This is a genomic window from Sphingobium xenophagum NBRC 107872, assembly GCF_000367345.1.
GTDB lineage: Bacteria > Pseudomonadota > Alphaproteobacteria > Sphingomonadales > Sphingomonadaceae > Sphingobium > Sphingobium xenophagum.
Genome location: NZ_BARE01000007.1, coordinates 47,245 through 68,295, shown reverse-complemented (window position 1 = coordinate 68,295; position 21,051 = coordinate 47,245). Strand labels below are relative to the sequence as shown.

Genomic DNA, 21,051 nt, shown 5'->3' with positions numbered 1-21,051 from the left:
GCAGGCCGCTTTCCATGTTCCGATACCATCCCGATCTGCTGGCGGCCCCGGTGCCGCGCTACACCAGCTATCCGACCGCCGCACAATTCACCGACGCCGTCGGCGCCGAAGCGCTGGAGGAACGGCTCGACAGGCTACCGCAGGATGCGGGGATCTCGCTCTATCTGCACATCCCCTATTGCCACGACATCTGCTGGTATTGTGGGTGCAACACTGGCGCTGCGACACGGCCCCGCCGCCTTGCCACCTATGTCGATGCGCTGGAGCAGGAGATAGCGCTGGTCGCGTCCCGCCTGGGCGGGCGGCGGCGCGTCACCCATATCGCATTTGGCGGGGGCAGCCCGAATTCGCTGCCTCTGGTCGATTGGGTGCGCCTCAATCACCAGTTGTTGCTGTGCTTTGACACCAGCGATGCTGCGCTATCGGTCGAAATCGATCCCCGCCGCCTCGACCGGGCGTGGATCGACGCCATGGGGCAGATCGGCGTTTCGCGGGTCAATCTGGGCGTCCAGACCCTTGCGCCGCATGTCCAGCAAGCCATCGGGCGCGTGCAGCCTGTCGAGATGGTGGAAGCCGCGGTTGAGGGGCTGCGCCGGGCACATATCGACGTGGGCTTCGACCTTATGTACGGCCTGCCGGGTCAGAGCGAAGCGGACCTGATTGAAACGCTGGAGACGAGCGCCCGTCTGGCGCCATCGCGCATCGCTCTGTTCGGCTATGCCCATATGCCCCATCTGCTGCACCGCCAGCGCCGCATATCGCAGGCCGATCTTCCCGACATGGCCACGCGTTTCGCCATGGCGACACAGGGGCATGCGATGCTGACCGCCGCAGGCTATCGCGCCATCGGTTTCGATCATTTCGCGCTGCCCGGCGACCCTTTGGCAAAGGCCGCGACCAGCGGCAGATTGCGGCGTAATTTTCAGGGCTTTACCGAGGATGACAGCGACGTGCTGATCGGCCTGGGGGCCAGTGCGATCAGCCAGTTTCCCGACCTGATCGTGCAGAATGAGAAAAATGCCGGGCCCTATCGGGACATGATCGGCCAACAGCGGCTGACGGCGACCCGCGGCGTAAGGCGCAGCGCCGACGATCAGAAGCGCGGGCGATTGATCGAGCGCCTGCTGTGCGACGGCGCAGCGCCAAGCGACGGGGTCGTTCAATCGCGCGACCTGGCCAAATTCATCAACATGGGGATTGCCCGCCTGCACGACGGAATGATCGAGATCCGCCCGGAAGCGCAACCCTACGCCCGGTCGGTCGCGGCTTGCTTCGACGCCTATCTCCGCCCGCAGGAAACGCGGTTCAGCCATGCCGTTTAGCAAACTGATACTCGCGCTTGGGCTGATCGCCACCGCGCTTTCGACCACAGCCGATGCGACGACCCGCTCACGGCGGGGCGGCTATTTTTGTGGCGAGCCGCCTGCCGACTGGTCGCCACCCTGGGAGAAGCGCCAGTCGGACGACCATGACCGTCTCGCCTGCCATATGATGATGCGGGAACATCGCAAGAAGATGAAAGGCGCCTGAGCACGCAAATGTGCGATCGACTTGCGTTCCGAGCAGGTCGCTGAACTGTCGGGGCCTTTGAGGCAGCGATGGCGCAGGGCAACGTCGCTCATTGACGCTAATTCTATGAAGGTCCGCTGCCCATAGAAGCCGTCGACCGGGGCAATGACGATCGCTCCTTGTCAAGGCGCTGGCGCATTGCCCCTCCTCCCTAGGTATAAGGGACGCCAAGGCCGGTTTGGTTTAGCCTCTCCTTGGAGAGGCTAAGGGCAGGAGAGGATCGTGCGGACTCTGATAGGCTTTCGGGGTCTGTTCCTGACTGGGGCCATAGCGATCGCAATGGGCCTTGGGGCATTGCTGAGCACAATAATCTACCTGCAGGGATCTACCCATATATTCTCGCAACGCGCGGACATGGCGCAGAAGCAGGTTCTATTGCTGGCACGGATAGACGCGGAAGCTGCGCAGATCCTGCTGAACCATTCCAGCGCAGCCCAGAATGAATTGAGTAACGCCATTAGAGCGTATTTCGAGAGCATATCAGCGGAAACGGCTTTGATCGGCGGCACTGAGCCGGAGCTTCGCTATCAGGCAGAGGAAGAGGCCAACGCACGATATTTGGTCTCGTTGTTACGATCCGGCTCCTCTGCCTTGCCAGACATCCGGGCAATGGTCCGGCACATCGCAGCAAAGGAAAACAGAGAAGCGGAGGTGGCGACACAGGCGGCGCGACAGGCGCAGCGCGACGCGTGGCGATTGATCCTTGCCATCAGTATCGTCCTGCTGGCCCTTCCGTTTGGAGGAGCGGTATTTCTTTGGCGCCACCTTGTGAAGCCGCTTGAAGCGGTAGCTCATGCGACGCAGTCCATCGCGCGCGAGCATGGGCGAAAGCCATTACCCGGAAGTCATCTGTCGGAAGTGCGGCGGTTGATCGATCATTTCGAAAATATGGCGGAGGCAGTGGAAGCGAAAGTGGCCGCGCGAACGCGCGAACTGGAGCGGTTGAACCAAAAACTGACCGTCACCGATCAGCGCCGCCGACTGTTTCTTTCAAAGGTGAGCCACGAACTTCGTACACCGGTAACGGTAATGCGTGGCGAGGCTGAAGTGGCCCTGCGCTTCGATGACAACATATTGGCGCTGCGGGACGCCCTGCATCAGATATTGGACAGCAACCTGTTCCTTGAAAGGCGGCTTGATGATTTGCTGACCTTGGCGCGCGCCGAAGATGGTGCCCTGCCCCTGCGCTCCAGTCCCGTGGACCTCGCGCACCTTGCGCAACAGGTCGGCAAGAGTGCGGCCGGCTTTGCTTCCGCCAGCGGTGTCCGACTGGAGTTGAGCTCGCTCGACAAACCGATGCCGATCATTGGCGACCCTGATCGGCTGCGGCAGGCGATGCTTGCCCTGATCGACAATGGTGTGAAATTCTCGCCACCGGGCGGCACGCTGCAATTGAGCGGGACATATGAGCAGGGTGAAGTGGGCATCGTCGTCACGGATGAAGGACCGGGCGTTGCTGAGAGCGAACTGGAGCGGATTTTCGATCCCTATGCGCAGGGTAAGGCAGGCCGTTCCCTTGGCGGCACTGGCCTTGGCCTGTCGCTCGCGCGCTGGATCGTGCATGCCCATGCCGGCGGGATCAGCGCCTTTAACAGATATGATGGAGAAGGATTATGCGTGTCGCTGAGGCTCCCGGCGCGGGCTTGAGGATATTGCTGGTCGAAGACGATCCGGGGATCGGCCGGTTCGTCCATCGCGGGCTGACAGCAGAAGGCTATGCCGTGGAATGGCAGACGCTGGGACGTCGGGCGCAATCGCGATTGGCATCGGGCCAGTTTCATGCAGCCATATTGGATCTGGGGCTGCCAGATGCGGACGGCGCGGACCTGTGCCGTGAAGCCCGTGCCCGCGGCAATGACCTTCCCATCTGCATGTTGACCGCCCGTGCGGAGCTGGAGGACAGGCTGGATGGCTTTCGCTGTGGCGCCGATGACTATCTCACCAAACCTTTCTCATTCGAGGAATTGCTCGCGCGGCTTAATGTCATGATCCGACGCAGCGCCGCCCAATCGCGGGATCGGATCGTGCTGGATGAGTTGGTGGTCGATTTGCGCAGCCGATCAGCGCGCGTGGGTGAAGCGCTGCTCCCTCTCAGTCGCCGTGAGTTCGACCTGTTGCATTGCCTTGCACGACAAGCGGGGCAAGTCGTCACGCGAGGGCAGATACTGGATGAAGTGTGGGGGCAGGATGCAGAAATCACCGAAAATGCCGTCGACGTCTATGTAGGCTATCTCCGCAGATATCTGTCGCAGCACGAGAGAGCGCCCGAGCTTTCAACCGTCCGAGGAGTGGGATTTCTGCTTCGTCATCAGACCAAAGCATAAGCTATTCTGAGCAGTTTCTCAGAAAGCTATCAGGACCATCTCATAAAGCCCCGCTTACTCTTGGTTTCGACAAGCGGTGATGACCGCAGTCGGGCTTTAGGAGGATGCGATGATAGGAAGACGGGGGTGTCTGCTGGTTTCGGCCATGGCGATGCTGGTTGCGATGCCGGCGATCAGCCAGCCTGCGGCGCAGAAGCATGATTTCACAAAGGCCGGCGTGTCGTGGGAAGATATCCTCAACGACGAACATAGCACCGACAATGTGCTGATGTACGGCCTTGGCGTGAAGGCGCAGCGGTTCAGCACGCTGGATCAGATCAATGCCGATAACGCGAAGAAGGTTGTGCCCAAATGGGTATTCTCCTTCGGCGACGAGCGGCAGCGTGGTCAGGAAAGTCAGGCGCTGGTCTATGATGGCGTCATCTATGTCACCGCATCCTATAGCCGCGTCTTCGCGCTGGACGTCAAGACGGGCAAGAAAATCTGGTCCTACACGGCCCGCTTGCCTGACGACATCCGCCCCTGCTGCGACGTCGTCAATCGGGGCGCGGCCATTTATGGCGACAAGATCTTCTTCGGTACGCTGGACGCGGGCATGGTCGCGCTGGACCGCAAGACCGGCAAGGTCGTGTGGAACAAGAAATTCCAGGACCACAAGGCCGGTTACACCATGACTGGCGCGCCGACCATCGTGAAGGACAAGAAGACCGGCAAGGTCATGCTGATCCACGGGTCGTCCGGCGATGAATTCGGCGTGGTGGGCGAACTATATGCCCGCGATCCCGATACCGGCGAAGAAATCTGGATGCGTCCGATGGTGGAAGGGCATCAGGGTCGTCTGAACGGAAAACCCTCAACCTTCACCGGCGATCCCAAAGCGCCCAGCTGGCCCAATGACAAGGACGGCAAGAAGGTCGAGGCTTGGAATCATGGTGGCGGTGCGCCGTGGCAATCGGCCACCTATGATGAAAAGACCAACACCATCGTCATCGGCACCGGCAACCCTGCGCCATGGAACACATGGAAGCGCTCGCCCGGCGACAGCCTCTACACGTCGGGACAGGTCTATATCGAACCGTCGACTGGGGAACCGGTTGGCTTCTTCCAGCACACGCCCAATGACGCCTGGGACTTTTCGGGCAACAACCCGATCGTGTTGTTCGATCTGGAAAAGGACGGCAAGACGATCCGCGCTGGCGCCCATGCCGACCGCAACGGCTATTTCTTCGTGACCGACCTCGACAAGCTGACCAAGCGGGACGGAAAGATCAGCAAGCAGAAGGGCAGCGCACTCGGCATCTATCCCTTCGTTCCCGACATCAGTTGGGCAAGCAAATGGGACGTCGCCAACGGCCGCCCGATCGAAAATCCCGGACAGCGCCCGCCGCCGCCTGCGCCAGGCAAGGAAAAGGGCGAAAGCATCCGGGTTACACCCAATTTCCTGGGCGGCACCAACTGGATGCCCATGTCGTATAACCCCGGCACCGGTCTCTTCTACATCCCGTCCAACGACTGGTCGGAAGACTATTGGACGGAAAATGTCACTTACAACAAGGGGGCGGCCTATCTGGGTCAGGGATTCCGCATCCGCAAGCAGTTCGACGATCATGTCGGCGTGCTGAGGGCCATGGATCCCAAGACCGGCAAGATCGCATGGGAAGCCAAGGAGCCTCTGCCGCTCTGGGGTGGCAATGTCACCACCAAGGGTAATATCGTTATCCAGGGCACAAGCGATGGCTATGTGAAAATCTTCAACGCCAAGACCGGCGAAGAGCTCTGGAAATTTCAGACCGGCTCGGGCGTGGTGTCGGTTCCCATTACTTGGGAAGAGGATGGCAAACAATATATCGGCCTGGCGTCCGGCTATGGCGGCGCGGTGCCGCTATGGGGTGGCGACATGGCCGACCTAACGCGCACGGTCAGTCAGGGCGGCTCCTTCTGGGTGTTCGAATTGCCTGAAGTCTGAATTGTCTTGGCGCGGAGCCCGACACTCCGCGCGAAGCGTCCGGGCGGACCGCGACCTCCCTCGCGTCTCCGCCCGGACACCCCCTTTTGTCGTGGATCGGACCATCCCATGCGCTTCGCCTGCCTTGCCTTGATGATTGTCGCGGCTGCTGTTCCTGCCTATGCACAGCAGAAGATCGTCAATGTGGAAGAGCGTCCGACGCCGTGGATCGTGAATGGATGCACCATCGCCCCACGCACCTCTTGCCCCGGCGTGGACTTGCGCTTTGCCGATCTGGCGAACGCCGATTTGACAGGCGCAGACCTTAGTGGAGCCAAGCTGTCGCGCGCTGACATGCGCCATGCGAACCTGAGCGGCGCCAATCTGAACGGGGCTGATCTTGATGGGGCGGACCTGTCCATAGCGTTCCTCAACGGCGCGCAATTGACGGGTGCATCGCTGCGCGGTTCCAATCTCGCCTTTGCAAGGGCTGGTCATGCGACCTTCGACCGTGTCGATTTTACAGCGGCGACACTCGAAAAGGCGCTATTGAAAGGCGCGTCCTTCAAAGAAGCCAAGCTGATCCACGCCGATCTGCTGGAAGCGAAATTCTACGAAGCCAATCTGGAAAAGGCGATCATGGACGGGTCACGCATCCGCTTTGCGGTGTTTCAGGATGCCTGGATGAAGGATTGCACTGGCTGTCCGGCAAACTGGCAAAGCGGCGACACGGTCTGGCAGACCGAAGAAAAGGAACGGCTGCGCAATCAGCAGCACTGATGTCTGAAGTCGGCATTCTCCAGACAACAGCGCTGCTGATCGAAGATCATTGCCTCAAGGCGATCTGCGTGATGCGTAACCTGGACAGGCTGCGCCATTGCGTCAGGATGCAAATGGTGGCCAGAATATCTTGTTGGCCCGTTGACCCTGTTGCCACAGACTTTCTCAAATGGCCTGGCCGCCCGAAACCTCGATGCGCTGAGCATTGACCCAGCGATTATCCTCGCTGAGCAGGCTCGCGATCATTGGTCCGATGTCGTCAGGTACGCCAACGCGTCCCAACGCGGTCATGTCGGCGAATTGCTGGTTCATGTCAGGCGTGTCGCGAACCGCACCGCCGAGAAAGTCGGTTTCGATCGCGCCTGGGGCAACGGTATTGACCGCGATACCGCGGTTGCCGAGTTCCTTGGCGAGATAGAGGCTAAGAACCTCGATCGCTCCCTTCGCCGCTGCATAGGCGCCGAAGCCGGGCGCACAGAAGCGCGTCAGCCCCGACGAAAGATTCACGATGCGCCCACCATCGGCGATCAGCGGCAGCAGCGTCTGGGTCAGAAAAAACACGCCCTTGAAATGCACATTTATCAGCGCGTCGAATTGCGCTTCGCTGGTGTCGGCGATGAGCGCATAGTCACCATGTCCGGCATTGTTGACGAGATGATCCAGGGTGTCGCGCTGCCAGGTCGTGCCCAGCGCATCCTTGAGGCGCGTCGCAAAGTCGGCGAAACCAGCGACGTTGCCCGTATCGAGTTGCAGCGCGACAGCCTTCCGACCCATTGCCTGAATCTCTGCGACCACCTTGTCGGCGTCGCCGGAGCGGCTGTGATAGGTGACGATCACATCGCCTCCCTTGCGCGCGATGGCGAGCGCGGTGTTGCGGCCGAGGCCGCGGCTGCTGCCGGTAACAAGTGCGATCTTGGTCATGACAGGTCTCCTTCTTTTCGGTGAACCCCTTATGTCAGGATGTGGCGAGCGGGTGTTGCCGGAAGCTCGACGATCTTTGCCTAATACTCCGAAAGATGGTGCGCGATTGTCTCGAAGGCGATATGGTAGCGAAATGACCACGCTGCTTGACGCCGTCCGCCGCCACGCTGAAGTCCACGCAGATCGCGAGGGTATGGCGCCAACGCCGATTCAGGGCGTCTTCGCCGTGCGCGCGACCGCGACGGGCGACTTGAAGCACGATATCTCGCGGCCTTTGCTCTGCCTCGTGGTGCAGGGCGCGAAGCGCGTGACGATGGGAACGCAGAGCTTCGACTTTTCGGCCGGCGATTCGCTGCTGATCACCGCCGACGTGCCGACCGTCAGCCAGATCACGCGCGCCAGCATCGCAGCGCCATATTATTCGCTGGTCCTAGAGCTGGACCCGGCGATCATTGCTGACCTTGCCGGACAGATGAAGGCTGTGAACTGCTCTGACCTAGCGCCGGTCCGGGTCGATCAAACTGACGTCGAAGTGGCCGATGCGGCGCTGCGTCTCATGCGGCTGCTCGATCGGCCGGCTTCCGTGCCGGTGCTGCAGGCGCAACTCGTTCGCGAAATGCACTACTGGCTGTTGGCGGGACGGCATGGCGACGCGATCAGGCGGATCGGCTGGCCCGATGGCCATGTTGAACGTGTCGCCCGCGCGGTAGCCTTGTTGCGCACTGACTTCGCGAAGCCTCTGCCGATAGACCGCCTCGCTGCCGCTGCCGGAATGAGTTCGTCCTCGTTCCACCAGCACTTCAAGGCGGTGACGTCTCTCTCGCCACTGCAATTCCAGAAGCAGCTTCGCCTGATCGAGGCGCGGCGGCTGATGCATTCTGCGGGCGTTAGCGCGGCAACCGCCGCGTTCGCAGTCGGATACGAGAGCATATCGCAGTTCACTCGCGAATATGGCCGTCTGTTCGGCTTGCCGCCGGTCAGCGACGCAAAGGCCACTCGTCAAATTGCCCAGGTAGCCGCCTGACCATTTTCGGGTCTGATCATGGCCTGGATGTCCCCAATTTCTATTCCAGTGCCCCCGTCGGTGCCCCCTGTGGGCCGCGCCAGGGTGAGATGTCGTGAGACAAGGCGCATCTCGCGACCACGGGAAAGCCTGTAGCGGAAATGCGCTATAGAGATCATGATTAGGAAATGTGGTGGGCCCGGCAGGACTTGAACCCGCAACCTATCCGTTATGAGCGGACAGCTCTAACCAGTTGAGCTACAGGCCCCACCTTGTCAACGAACGCCCGATTAAGGAGCATCACGCCGCTTGGCAAGTCTCGATACGCATGGGCACCGCGTTAAGAAACTGATCGAGGCTGGCCGCCCTTACGCCCCGCTTTGCCAGATGGGTCAGCACCCTGTCCCACCAAATGTAAAAGGCGGCGCGGTCGGCTTCGTTACGGACATAGGGCGTATGGCCAGGCTCCAGCGTGGGCGAATGGAAGCTGAAATTGAGAACTGGCACGCGTTCTTCGATCAGGGCGTCGATTGCCGCGATGGCTTCTGATGCGGAGATGCCTTCTGGCGTCAGCGGCACCCGGCTCAACATGCGGGCGCGCGACAGGGCGCCCGCAAGCGGTCCCATCGTCTGGGCTGCGCGATAAAGGCGCTCACCTGCACCGCGCAGCAGGCCGACAAAGGCTGTCGACAATGGCAGTTCCACCAAGTTCCGGTCCGGCCCTGCCCAATAGGGGGTTTGGGGCAATCCGCAAAAATCGGGGCCTTGCTGTTGGCTATAATCGAAGCGGCTGCGCACCGAACTGTCCAGGCGGAACCCGGCATCGCTAAGCAGTCGCGCACTGTTGGGACCAACGCCGTAGCGGCCAGCGCGATAGGCAATGGGTCGCTGGCCAAAGCGTTCCTCGATCCGGCGGCATAGCGCCTCCAGCTTGGCGCGTTCTACCGCTTCCGGCAGGAAACCGACATAGGAATTGGCGGCGTTCACCTTCTCGACGTGGGGCGGGTTGACCCAGGGGTGAAGATGCGCGCCGACATCAGCAGTGCCATCGCCAACCCACTGCGCCATCATCGCTGACGCCGCGTCGCAATCGACCACCGGGTAATCGGTGACATAGACCGGCTTGATGCCTGCCGCCGCGAAATAGTCCTGCCCGCGCGCCATGCCGGACAGAGCGGTGACGCCATGGCCGGTACGGCTGAACGGCGCGTTCCAGTCGAATTCCTCTTCGGTATCGACAAAAAGCATGAACCGGGTGCCGAAGGCGGGATCGAGGGTGATCCTGTCCTGCGGCAAAGGCGGGGCCAGCAGGTTGCCATCATGGGAGGAAACAGTCATGCCCCTCCCCTTAGCGCGCAATGGTTGCCATAGGGTTGCCGTGCCCGTCAGGCGTGCTGCGTATCTTCCGCAATGCTGGCGGCGGGGATGGCGAGCAGCAAGCGCCCCGGCTCCACATCCAGACTGCCGCCGCATGTTCCGGCCAGGCTGCGGATCAGACGCAGCGAAAAGCCCAGCCCCAGCAGCGGCCCATCGGCCCAGTCGCCATCGGACGTATAGCCGGGATCGAGCAATTGCGCTTCTTCCATACCTGCCAGACTGGATGGCCGGTCGATGGCCAGCACCACGCGCCCATTGCCCCCGTCGGGCTGGAACCAGCAGGCACCCGTCACCGCTTCCCCTTTTGGCGCGACCGAAATCAGCGTGCGCAGCAGATGTTGCACCATGCGCTCCCCCTGCACCGGGTCGATCTGCACCGGCGGCAGGCTGGCTGCCATCGCGATGTCGACCAACGCCCCACCCTGATCACGGAAGCGACTGGCGATCTGGCGCACCAGCATTTCGGGATCTAGCAATTGCGGCGTGCTGACATCGTCGCCGCGCGACACGCGGGCGGCGAGATCCAGATCATCGAATGCCGCAAGCAGATGGCGTGCATCGACCGCAATATTGCCAGCCATGTCACGATATTCAGCGCCCGCAGGACCGAACAATTCCTGTTCGATAATCTCGGCAAAGCCCAGAATCGCGTTCAGGGGCGTGCGCAGTTCATGCACCAGCTGGCGCAGCGAATCCGCCGACAGACCGCTCAGACCGTCCCGCGGCGGCGCGGGCTGTACCGCCACTTCATGCAGGAAGGGGCGACGCGCCTGACCGCGATACCCCTGAAACCGGCCCGATCGTGGATCGAAAAAGGGTGCGGCGGACAGTCGCCATTCGCCTGCCATCGTCCCACCGACTATCGAGAAACGGCCATTCTGGAACCCGCTGCGCCGGGCAAAGGCGCCCGCGACATGGCCATCCGGCCCGCTGCCACCCTCCAGCGCCGCATCCCCCAGCGACAGGCCGATCAGCGCCGCGCGTGGCCCGCGATCGATCCACAGAATGACGCCGGCGGCATCCGTCTCGAACGCGAAATCGCGCGGCGGGGCGCTGCGGTCAGCCGGTTCGTCCGCCAGCGGTTCCAGGGGCTGGGGCGGTGAGCGCGTGCTGGTAAATTGGGCAATCCGATCGACCAGATTGCGAATCTGGTCCTTGTCGCCCACTGGCGCACGGAGCGGCGTGACCGTGCCGGCCTCGACCTCCGGCTCCTGCACATCGTTCGCGGGGATCATATCGGCGGTCAGCAGCATGTCGCTATCCCCCACCATGTCGTCACGCACGGTCGTCAGCACCAGATCGGACGGGCCAAAGGCTTCAAGCGCCAGTCGCGTCGCCGGGCCGATGTCCCGTCGTCCGCGCAGAACACCACGCGCAGTAGGCGTCAGTCGCGGCAGCAGATCGTCCCAAACCATGTCGGGCAATTGCGCCCGCGCCATTGCGGCAGCGGCGATAGAGGGCCGGTCATGCGCAAAAAATTCGACCAGGCTGGCCGACCGCAGCCGACCGCCGAGTTCGACGACAGTCGCAATGCGCTGCGTTTCCGACATTTTGGACCGTAGCCCCGACAATCGATCGAGCAAGGCAGCCCGCTGGTCCGCCGCCATCGGCATACGGTCGGCGCGGTCATGCTGCGCCAGCAGATCGACACATTGACGCCACAACGTCACCGCGCCCAGCCCGGCTCGGTCGTCAGCGGCCAGCACTGTCTGCATCAGATCGTTGAAACGCACCAATAATCCCCATATGGCCGTGGCGCAAACCGGTGCCCGGTGCGCGCAGCGGCTGTTACGCACTACCGATAAGCCCTAGCCCTGCAAAGGAAAAGGGGTTGGTTACGCGAACGAAAGCGATCGTCGCATAGTGGGACAATTGCATTGCCCTGAAACATTATTATGATGGGACAGGAAATCAGGACAGGAAATAAGCACAATAATGGCCGGCCCGAATATCGACGACATTGACCTGCAAATACTGGGCGAATTGCAGCAGGATGGCAGGATGACCAACGTGGAACTGGCCCGCAAGGTGGGCCTGACCGCGCCGCCGTGCCTGCGCCGCGTCCGTTCACTGGAGGAAGCAGGCGCCATCACCTCCTATCATGCCGTGGTCGATCCGGGGATGCTGGGTTATACGATCACGGTGTTCGCGATGGTGAGCTTGAAAAGCCAGGCGGAAGCCGATCTCAAAGCGTTTCAGGACCATGTCGCCGAACTGCCCGAAGTGCGCGAATGTCACATGCTGAACGGCGAAATCGACTTTATTTTGAAGGTTGTAGCGAAAGACCTTCAGAGTTTTCAGCAATTTCTGACGTCCAAGCTGACGCCAGCGCCCAATGTGGTGAGCGTCAAAACCTCACTTACCATCCGCACGTCGAAAAACCTGCCGGGCGTACCTTTGCCGGTATAAGTGTCAGGCTGTGGCCGGATCACAGGCTGATCCGGCACATCCTCACGCGACCTTGCGGCTTTGTTGATCAACCCAGACGGACCAGAAGCCTGCCACGCTGGCCCAGTTGCCACTGGCCTGGCTCAATGCCGCCTGCGCGCCGGGCAAATCGCCTGACCGCGCCAGCGCCACGCCCAGCCGGGCATTGACGCGGCCTGCATCGACCCCGCCCTTGGCAAGCGCCAGGCGATACTGCTCCACCGCCTGGGGGAATTGGCCCAGCGAAAAATAGCTGTCACCCACCTCCTGCGCGTCCTTGCCAGATGACGCCGCCGCCGCCTTCTTCGCCTGCGCAGGCAGGGCGGCGATTTCCTTGGTCGCCTTGGGCGTTACGGCTTTCAGCAGCAATGCGGTGGCGGGCTGGGTCACCGTCAGCTTGCCGACCTTGCGCCCTGCCTCGATGATGGATTTGGCCTCGGCGAAATAGCCGGCCTTCTCCGCCAGTTGGGCGTAGGCCTGATAGTCCCGCTCGCTCGCCATCGCGCCATTGGCCGCCTGCAGGCGATACAGGTCGAGCTGGAGTTGCGAATCGATGCCCGCGGCCGACAGATAATTGGTGATCGCCGAGCGCCAATCTTCCCGCGCGCCCGCCTGGGTCAGCCGTTCGCGATAGAGTTGACCGACCTCGGTCCAGTCGCCCGCCTGATAGGCCATGGAAATCGCCCGGTCGGACCAGGCGAGTGGCACGGGTTGACCGGACGCCCGCTGACGCGCCAGCGCCTGCTGCACGAACGGCCTTGCCTCCTTGGGCTTGTTGCGGCGAAGGGCAATATCGGCCCGCAGCAGCAGCGCATCTATCCCATCATAGCCAAGGGTCTTGGCATAATCGAGTTGCGCGACCGCATCGTCATAATTGCCCACGGCATAGGAAAGATAGCCCGCGACATAGCGCAGACGCGGCGCATCCTTCTTGGGCAGCTCGTTGGTCTTGAACAGGTCGGTCAGGGCAATACGCTGCGCCTGCACGTCGCCGCGCTGGGCCGCCAGTTCGAACCGCAGCCCCGCCGCAACATAATTTTCAATGTCGGACATTGGCGCCAGCGCCATGATCCGCGCGCTGGCGGTGGCCACGTCACGCGATTGCAGCGCGGCCTGCGCAGCAGCCACATTGGCACGAAACGCATCGGACATGGCGATGACGGGACCGGCAGCAACCTTCTTTTTCGCGAGTGCGGGTGTTGCCACCAGCAACGCCGCAGCCGACACAATCGGCAGGCCCGCAAAAACACAGGTTAGAAATCGCATAGCCCCAACAGCCTCCCCGGACGCATCAATATCAGCAAAAAATCAAAAACGCGCCGCCGCCATCAGGGCGACGGCGCATATTCCGTCAGGCGCCCTTGGTGCCCAGATAGGCGAGCCACAGACCGGCGATCTGCTTGCGCGCGCCGCCCTGTACCGCTTCAAACGCAGCCTTTGCGCCGGCATTGTCACCGCTCATGGTCTTGGCGATGCCCAGGCGAGTGTTGACTTCGTCCGCATCCACGCCGCCCTTTTCCTTGGCCAGTTCGAACATGGCGGCCGCCTTGGCATAGTCGCCATAGCCCAGATAGGCGTCGGCGGTCGCCGCGGCGATCTTGCCATTGGCGGCCTTTCTGGAGTCGGCTTCGGCCGCACCCAGCGATCCCTTGTCACCAGAGATCCGCCCTGTGGCGGTCTGGTAGAGTTCGCTACCCTGCGTCGCGTTCAGTACACCCTTGGAACGGCCCAGGTCGATCGACGATTTGACCTCACCATAGATGCCGGTCTTGGACGCCATTTCGGCATATTCGAGAAAGTCACCTGCGACCACCAGACCACCGGACGCCGACAGGAGGCGCAGCACGTCGAGATTTTCGCGATTCGTGATGTTCGGATTGGCGCGCTGGAACAGCCGCACCAGCGTCCGCAAATTCGCGCCGCTCGGGTCAGCCTGATAGGCCATCTTGGCCCATTCGGTCACTTCGGGCAGCTTGGCCGCTTCGGCCCGGCCAACGCCGATCTGATACCATTGGGCCGGCACCTGCTGCCCGGCAGCCTTCATGGCATCAGCAGCAGCCTTGAGCGCGGCAAGACCCTGAACGTTGAAACCGCGCGCCGGTTCAGCCGATGCGTTGCCGGTTCCCGCCTTGCCGAAATAGGCCTGGGCAAGGGTCGGGTTGATCGCTTCGGGCTTGTAACCCGCAGCAAGCGCGGCCTGTGCCCGCTGGATCGCCAGATCGTAATTTTTGGCGGCCAGCGCCTGATCGGCAGCGACTGCATTGAACTGGCCAGCCTGTTCGGGCGGCGTCAGGCCGCTGTCGAGCATCTGCGCCAATGCTTCACCCTGCAGCGCGTTATCCTTGCTCGCGATGGAGGTGTTCAGCTTGATGGCGCCGATCTGATATTTGTCATCGTTCGACTTCGCCTTGCTGTCGGCGTCGGCCAGGGCAGCCTTGGCGCCAGCGAAATCCTGCGCTTCAGCGGCCTTTTGCGCCGCCTGCAGAGCCTTGATGACTTCGGGCGAAACATTGAGCTTCGGTCCGGCCTTCTTCTCTTCCTTCTTGGCAGCAAAAGCAGGCGCGCTAATCGCGCCACCACCTACTGCCAAAGCCAGTACGAGCGCCACCGGGGTAACAAAACGCATGATCATCATCTCCTCAATGCACCGGGCGGGGGAAGCCATGGGCGACTTTAAGTCTGTTGTGCGCCGATTAGGGGGCGGCGCGTGAATGGCCATTGAACAAGCCTATATCGGCGGATTTTGCAACTGTCATGCGCGCGCTTCGTTCCGAAAGCTGCCGTCATCACCCCGGCCCTGTTGTCTGTCCGTGCGGGCGCGCGCGTGGGCGCGCGAGGGGTGACAGATTTGTTTCGCTCCGCTAGTGCGAACGCAGAAACACATTCCATCCAAAAAAGAGAATCGCCTTGAACGACGAGACCAGCCTCGCCGACCCTTCGGACATCAGCCCCGTCAGCATCGTAGACGAGATGAAGGCGAGCTATCTCGACTATGCCATGTCGGTCATCGTGTCCCGCGCCCTGCCGGACGTGCGCGACGGGTTGAAGCCGGTGCATCGCCGCATTCTCTTCTCCGCCCAGGAATCGGGCTTCGTCTATAATCGCCCCTACCGCAAATCGGCGCGTCTCGTCGGCGAAGTCATGGGTAAATATCACCCCCATGGCGACAGTTCGATCTATGACGCATTGGCCCGCATGACGCAGGACTGGTCGATGCGCGTGCCGCTGATCGATGGTCAGGGAAATTTCGGTTCGATGGACCCCGACCCGCCAGCCGCTATGCGTTATACCGAAGCGCGCCTGGCCAAGGTCGCCAACGCCCTGCTGGAGGATCTCGACAAGGATACGGTCGACTTCACCCCCAACTATGACGCATCGGAAAGCGAACCGCAGGTTCTGCCCGCCCGCTTCCCCAACCTGCTGGTCAACGGCGCGGGCGGCATCGCGGTGGGCATGGCGACCAACATCCCGCCCCATAATCTGGGCGAAGTGTTGCGCGCGTGCCTTGCCTATATCGACAATCCCGGCATCACGATCGACGAACTGATCGCGATCGTCCCCGGTCCCGATTTCCCGACCGCGCCGCTGATCCTGGGCCAGTCCGGCGCACGCAGCGCCTATCACACCGGCCGCGGCTCCATCATGATGCGGTCGCGTCATGTGGTCGAGGAAGGGCGCGGCGATCGCCAGTCGATCGTTCTGACCGCCATTCCCTATCAGGTCGGCAAAAACGGTCTGGTCGAAAAGATTGCCGAAGCCGCCAAGGAAAAGCGGATCGAGGGGATCAGCGACATTCGCGACGAATCCAGCCGCGAAGGCGTGCGGATCGTCATGGACCTGAAGCGCGATGCGACCCCCGAAGTCGTTTTGAACCAATTGTGGCGCAACACCCCCGCCCAATCGAGCTTCCCGGCCAATATGCTGGCCATTCGCGGCGGCCGCCCCGAACTGCTGAACCTGCGCGACATCATCGAAGCCTTCGTCAAGTTCCGCGAAGAGGTGATCACCCGCCGCACCAAGTTCGAGCTGAACAAGGCCCGCGACCGGGCGCATATCTTGCTGGGTCTGGTCGTTGCCGTCAGCAATCTCGATGAAATGGTCCGCATCATCCGTGGATCGTCCAGTCCCGCCGAAGCGCGCGAGAAGCTGCTGGCGCGCGAATGGCCGATTGGCGAGATCGCGCCCTATATCCGGCTGGTCGAGGCGATCGACGTCGAAGTGGCCGGGGATTTCTACAAGCTGTCCGACCTTCAGGTCCGCGCCATCCTCGACCTGCGCCTGCATCGTCTGACGGCGCTGGGCCGCGACGAAATCGGCAAGGAACTGGCCGAACTGGCCGACGCGATCGCCGAATATCTGGCGATCCTGGGCGATCGGGTCAAACTCTATGCCGTCATGAGGGAAGAGTTTGAAGAGATTGAACGGGAATTCGCTACACCCCGTTTGTCCGAAATCACCGCCGCTGCCGACGGGATCGAAGATGAAGATCTGATCGAGCGAGAGGATATGGTCGTCACCGTCACGGTGCAGGGCTATATCAAGCGCACGCCGCTGGAGAGCTTCCGCGCACAGGCGCGTGGTGGCAAGGGCCGGTCCGGCATGGCGACCAAGGATGAGGACGCCATCACCGAATTGTTCGTGACGTCGACCCATACGCCGGTGCTGTTCTTCTCTACCGCCGGCAAAGTCTATCGCATGAAGGTGTGGCGCCTGCCCGAAGGCGGCCCCGCGACGCGCGGGCGGCCGATGGTCAACCTGCTGCCGCTTGGTCCCGGCGAAACCATCCGCACCGTGCTGCCGCTGCCCGAAGATGAGGATAGCTGGAAAGACCTGCACGTCATGTTCGCCACCGCGAACGGCACGGTCCGGCGTAACAGCATGGACGCTTTTGCCAATGTGCCGAGCAATGGCAAGCTGGCGATGCGGTTCGACGAAGGCAGCGAAGACCGGCTGATCGGCGTAGCGCTCCTGACCGAGAATGATGACGTGCTGCTCGCCACGCGCCAGGGCAAGGCGATCCGCTTTGCCGCAACTGATGTGCGCGAGTTTCAGAGCCGCACGTCGACCGGCGTGCGCGGCATGACGCTCAAGAGCGACGATGAAGTCATCTCCTTGTCCATCCTGCATCGATCAGGCGCCAATCAGGAACAGCGCGAGGAATATCTCCGCTACGCCCCGTGGAAGCCTGAAAAGGACGGCGAAATGGCCGATCAGGCGATGTTTGCGCTGATGAAGGAGCGCGAGCAGTTCATCCTGACCGTCTGCGCCAATGGATATGGCAAGCTGTCGTCCGCCTATGATTATCGCCGCACTGGACGTGGTGGCCAGGGCATCACCAATATCGACAATATCGGTCGCAATGGACCGGTCGTCGGCAGTTTCCCGGTCACGCATGGAGATCATCTGATGCTGGTGACCGATCAGGCCAAGCTGATCCGCATGGGCCTCGACAGCCTGCGCGTCATCGGCCGCAATTCCGCGGGCGTCCGCCTGTTCGACGTGGCCAAGGACGAGCATGTCGTCAGCGCAGCACGGATCGAAGAGAATGACGAGGACGAAGCCGAGGCATGAGTGATCTGTTCGCCTACAAGATATTGACGGCGGACCAGTATGCGCAGTTGAAGGCCGACGGCGTGTTTGCGGGCGCGCCGGTCGATCTGGCCGATGGCTATATCCACATGTCGACCCGCGATCAGGCGGCGGAGACGGCGGCGAAGCATTTTGCCGGGCAGGATCGGCTGGTGATGGTGATGGTCGATCTGGCTCCGTTCGGCGAGGCGATCAAGTGGGAAGAGTCGCGCGGCGGCGCGCTCTTTCCGCACCTATATGGCGACCTGCCGTTGAGTGCGGTCGCGGGCAAGGTGGTGCTGCGTATCGGGGAAGATGGGCTGCATCAGTTTCCGGCCGGATTCTGATCCATCCGGCACATCCGCACGACCATTCCCCGCCTGACCCAATAATCCCACCCGCCCCAGCGGATGCGCGATGATGATGCAGCGGCGATTTGGACGATGAGATGTGCCCAGGTCACCGCAAAAGGTGCGACAACGTCCCACCACAGCGACCGCCGGGCGCGGCTCGCCTGATCCGGCTCCAGAACGCTGTCCAAAATCGCCCTTCGCGTCAGCGCCCGTCCCCATGCCGCGCCATAGCCGACAGCGATCATCGCGCCGCCACCCCAGACCAGCGCCCAGGCCCAGGCTGCTGCCTGTACCGCGACCACCAGCGTTGCGAGCGCCCACATGCCGGGGCTGTTGGTGACGATATGCCGATACTGCCGCACACCAAAGCCCAGCACCTGCGCCGCATCGCCCGCCAGCGGGCTGGCCACGAGCAGATCGCGCACTGGCCGCAACCGCAGCTTGGCGCGCCAGCCAGCCAGGCCAATCGCCATGTCGTCGGACAGTCGCCCCGCCATCACCCGGTCAAGGTCCAGCCGATCGGCCACGTCGCGCGTCAACGCCATCGCCCCGCCCCATGGCATGGTCGCGCTGGCGAAGCGTGGGAGAGTCGCCAATTGCATCTCCACCGCGCCGACCAGCGCCAGCATCGGCCCGCGTTCGGGCAAAAGCATGCGGTAGCCAGTGACGATATCCGCCTTTCCCCGGACCAGCGGAAACAGCAAGCGACCAACGAGGCGCGCGGGCGGTTCGATGTCGGCGTCAATGAACAGGACATAGCGATCGTCAGGCCGCAATGCCCGCAACGCTGCGCGCAGCTTGTGGACTTTCTGCCCTTCATCGCTGGCGACCCCGGCATTGACGACCTCTACCCAGCCATTCTCCCGCGCGGCCAAAGCATCGGCGGCAGCGCATTGGCCTGACGTCGTGATCAGTAAGCGGAAGCGCGCCGTCTGGGCTTTCAGCCGGGCGATCAGGTCTGGTCCGCCATCCCAATCGTCACGCACCGATAATAGCATGACCACGCCGTCGGGTTTCTCGATCTTGCGGTCCCTCGGCAGGTGGCGCCAGTAGTTGACGACGCCCAGCAGGCTAAGTCCCTGAAGAAATATCCATAGCCACAGCATGTTACGCCAGCGCCCCTTTACCGTCTCGGCCGCATCTGTATGACGCTATCGCCATGCTCTCCAACCCCTTTCTCTTTGCCCTGCTGCGGCTGTTGCCTGCGCGTATCGCGTCCTGGCTCGGCGGCTGGCTATCGGTCACCTTCGCCCGTCCACGCATGAAGCTGCGCGACACCCGTGCGCGCGCCAATCTGGCGATCCTGCGACCGGACCTTGGGGAGGCGGAGCGCGAGGCGATGCTGACCCGGCGCTGGTTCAATATCGGGCGGACGCTGGGTGAACTGGCCAATATCGACCGGCTCGTCAATGAACGGCACGTCAACGTCATCGACCGAGCCGGCTATCAGGCGGTGCTGGACGGGCCGGGACCGATGATCAGCCTGACCGTCCATACCGGCAACTGGGATTTGCTGGCCGCCCATATCAAGGCGTCGACCGACCGGCCGGGGCTGGGCATATATGACCCACCCGACAATCCAGCGCAGGCCGCACTGCTCAAGAAAGCGCGGCAAAGCTATATGGGCGAAGCGATCAGCGGCGAAGGCGCGGCGCGCGGCGTGTTCAAGCATCTGACCCAGAAAGACCGGGCGACGCTCTATATATTGGTGGACGAGCGGCGGGAGTTGCAAGTCTGGTTCCCGACATTCGGTCGCGACCTGATGCCGTCGGGCAATCTGTCGGTCGCCCTGCGGCTGGCGCGCAAGGTAGGCGCAAAATTCCTGCCCTTCTATCTCGCCCGTACCGATGGACCATGTTTCGATCTGCACTGGCATCCGCCGCTCGATCCGCGCATCGACAGTGACGCAGACATAGTCGCGACGCTGGACCAGTTTCTGGGGCGGGCCTGTATCGACCATGCCGACCAATGGCTGGCGCTGCATGATATGGACCTGACCCAACCGGACCACATGCCCCCGATTCTGCCCGCCAATGCCCCTCCGGTCATGTGACTTCGCGCTGCATCGCGGCTAAAGCCCCTGCCATGTCCCGACTCGCGATCAAGATTTGCGGCCTTTCGACTGCCGATACGGTAGGTGCCGCCGCGCGCGCCGGTGCCAGCCATATCGGCTTTGTCCATTTCCCCAAAAGCCCGCGCCACGTCGATACCGGCCAGATCAGGGCGCTCGCCGCCATCGCCCCTGCCCATGTCGAGCGGGTTGGCGTGGTGGTTGATCCGACCGACGAGATGCTGGACGAACTGGTCGCGACCGGCGCGCTCACCGCCCTGCAACTCCATGGCAAGGAAAGTGCGCAGCGCGCAGCGGCGATCCGCCATCGCTCCGGCCTGTCGGTATGGAAAGCGATTTCGGTCAAGACACGCGCCGACATCGACGCGGCCAGCGCCTATACCGGCGCGGTCGACCGGCTGCTGTTTGACGCCAAGACGCCCGATGGCGCGGCACTGCCCGGCGGCATGGGATTGCGGTTCGACTGGACCTTGCTGCGCGGTGTGGCAGTGTCGGGACCATGGGGCCTGTCGGGTGGCCTGTCGGTGGACAATGTCGCCGAAGCCGTCCGCATAACCGGCGCGCCCCTGATCGACGTTTCGTCGGGCGTGGAAAGCGCGCCGGGCATCAAGGATATGGACAAGATCATCACCTTCTGCAAAGCGGTTTCCCAATGTTGACGCTGTTCGCCCCTGTCGAGCGCATCGGGACACGATGGCGCTGATCGCTTCCCC

Annotated in this window: 18 protein-coding genes and 1 tRNA gene; 12 read left to right on the top strand and 7 right to left on the bottom strand. The window is 62.3% G+C overall.

Features of this window, described 5'->3' with window-relative positions:
• Positions 1-14: 14 nt before the first annotated feature.
• The 6 genes from hemN (at position 15) to SX1_RS04065 (ending at position 6,618) form a co-directional block, all read left to right on the top strand.
• On the top strand, positions 15-1,322 hold the full coding sequence (gene hemN, locus SX1_RS04090; protein WP_019052038.1) for an oxygen-independent coproporphyrinogen III oxidase: 1,308 nt from the start codon (positions 15-17) through the stop codon (positions 1,320-1,322).
• Positions 1,312-1,530, top strand: coding sequence for a hypothetical protein (locus SX1_RS04085; protein WP_017183487.1), 219 nt, complete (start codon positions 1,312-1,314; stop codon positions 1,528-1,530). Before hemN ends, SX1_RS04085 begins: the two co-directional genes overlap by 11 nt.
• 261 nt (positions 1,531-1,791) lie before the next feature.
• On the top strand, positions 1,792-3,216 hold the full coding sequence (locus SX1_RS04080; RefSeq protein ID WP_255209698.1) for a sensor histidine kinase: 1,425 nt from the start codon (positions 1,792-1,794) through the stop codon (positions 3,214-3,216).
• A complete protein-coding gene (locus SX1_RS04075; protein ID WP_019052036.1) occupies positions 3,183-3,893 on the top strand; it encodes a response regulator transcription factor in 711 nt (236 codons plus the stop codon). The genes SX1_RS04080 and SX1_RS04075 overlap by 34 nt, the downstream gene beginning before the upstream one ends.
• A 163-nt stretch (positions 3,894-4,056) precedes the next feature.
• Positions 4,057-5,859 (top strand): PQQ-dependent methanol/ethanol family dehydrogenase, encoded by a 1,803-nt coding sequence (locus tag SX1_RS04070; RefSeq protein WP_081609927.1) that lies wholly within the window; start codon positions 4,057-4,059, stop codon positions 5,857-5,859.
• 108 nt (positions 5,860-5,967) lie between these two features.
• On the top strand, positions 5,968-6,618 hold the full coding sequence (locus SX1_RS04065) for a pentapeptide repeat-containing protein (RefSeq protein ID WP_019052034.1): 651 nt from the start codon (positions 5,968-5,970) through the stop codon (positions 6,616-6,618).
• Positions 6,619-6,783: 165 nt separating this feature from the next.
• On the opposite strand, the gene SX1_RS04060 is transcribed toward SX1_RS04065, so the two are convergent.
• Positions 6,784-7,539: an SDR family oxidoreductase gene (locus tag SX1_RS04060; RefSeq protein ID WP_019052033.1), complete on the bottom strand. Its 756-nt coding sequence runs from the start codon at positions 7,537-7,539 to the stop codon at positions 6,784-6,786.
• Between the two features lie 133 nt (positions 7,540-7,672).
• Between SX1_RS04060 and SX1_RS04055 the strand changes: the two genes are divergently transcribed.
• Complete coding sequence (locus SX1_RS04055) at positions 7,673-8,563, top strand: AraC family transcriptional regulator (protein WP_019052032.1); 891 nt, start codon at positions 7,673-7,675, stop codon at positions 8,561-8,563.
• Positions 8,564-8,733: 170 nt separating this feature from the next.
• Here the strand turns inward: SX1_RS04055 and SX1_RS04050 are convergent.
• From SX1_RS04050 to SX1_RS04040, 3 genes are all read right to left on the bottom strand, one after another.
• Positions 8,734-8,810: transfer RNA gene (locus tag SX1_RS04050), tRNA-Ile, on the bottom strand.
• A gap of 32 nt (positions 8,811-8,842) precedes the next feature.
• Positions 8,843-9,880 carry a polysaccharide deacetylase family protein gene (locus SX1_RS04045; protein WP_019052031.1) on the bottom strand — a complete coding sequence of 346 codons (1,038 nt, stop codon included), beginning with the start codon at positions 9,878-9,880 and terminating at the stop codon, positions 8,843-8,845.
• A 47-nt stretch (positions 9,881-9,927) separates the two neighbouring features.
• Complete coding sequence (locus SX1_RS04040; protein ID WP_019052030.1) at positions 9,928-11,655, bottom strand: sensor histidine kinase; 1,728 nt, start codon at positions 11,653-11,655, stop codon at positions 9,928-9,930.
• A 199-nt stretch (positions 11,656-11,854) separates the two neighbouring features.
• On the opposite strand from SX1_RS04040, the gene SX1_RS04035 reads away from it, so the two are divergent.
• On the top strand, positions 11,855-12,328 hold the full coding sequence (locus SX1_RS04035) for an Lrp/AsnC family transcriptional regulator (protein WP_006950751.1): 474 nt from the start codon (positions 11,855-11,857) through the stop codon (positions 12,326-12,328).
• A 42-nt stretch (positions 12,329-12,370) separates the two neighbouring features.
• On the opposite strand, the gene SX1_RS04030 is transcribed toward SX1_RS04035, so the two are convergent.
• Both SX1_RS04030 and SX1_RS04025 read right to left on the bottom strand, forming a co-directional pair.
• Positions 12,371-13,612: a hypothetical protein gene (locus tag SX1_RS04030; RefSeq protein ID WP_019052029.1), complete on the bottom strand. Its 1,242-nt coding sequence runs from the start codon at positions 13,610-13,612 to the stop codon at positions 12,371-12,373.
• An 85-nt stretch (positions 13,613-13,697) separates the two neighbouring features.
• The gene (locus tag SX1_RS04025) at positions 13,698-14,972 is read right to left on the bottom strand and encodes a hypothetical protein (RefSeq protein WP_026149490.1); all 1,275 of its coding nucleotides are present in this window, start codon (positions 14,970-14,972) and stop codon (positions 13,698-13,700) included.
• Between the two features lie 281 nt (positions 14,973-15,253).
• Between SX1_RS04025 and gyrA the strand changes: the two genes are divergently transcribed.
• Complete coding sequence (gene gyrA, locus SX1_RS04020; protein ID WP_019052027.1) at positions 15,254-17,917, top strand: DNA gyrase subunit A; 2,664 nt, start codon at positions 15,254-15,256, stop codon at positions 17,915-17,917.
• A complete protein-coding gene (locus SX1_RS04015; protein WP_019052026.1) occupies positions 17,914-18,261 on the top strand; it encodes a DUF952 domain-containing protein in 348 nt (115 codons plus the stop codon). The genes gyrA and SX1_RS04015 overlap by 4 nt, the downstream gene beginning before the upstream one ends.
• Here SX1_RS04015 and SX1_RS04010 read toward each other — a convergent pair.
• On the bottom strand, positions 18,240-19,373 hold the full coding sequence (locus SX1_RS04010; RefSeq protein WP_019052025.1) for a glycosyltransferase family protein: 1,134 nt from the start codon (positions 19,371-19,373) through the stop codon (positions 18,240-18,242). The genes SX1_RS04015 and SX1_RS04010 overlap by 22 nt on opposite strands.
• 47 nt (positions 19,374-19,420) lie before the next feature.
• On the opposite strand from SX1_RS04010, the gene SX1_RS04005 reads away from it, so the two are divergent.
• Positions 19,421-20,320, top strand: coding sequence for a lysophospholipid acyltransferase family protein (locus SX1_RS04005; RefSeq protein ID WP_370670729.1), 900 nt, complete (start codon positions 19,421-19,423; stop codon positions 20,318-20,320).
• A gap of 32 nt (positions 20,321-20,352) precedes the next feature.
• Positions 20,353-20,997: a phosphoribosylanthranilate isomerase gene (locus tag SX1_RS04000; RefSeq protein WP_019052023.1), complete on the top strand. Its 645-nt coding sequence runs from the start codon at positions 20,353-20,355 to the stop codon at positions 20,995-20,997.
• The last annotated feature ends 54 nt before the right edge of the window (positions 20,998-21,051 follow it).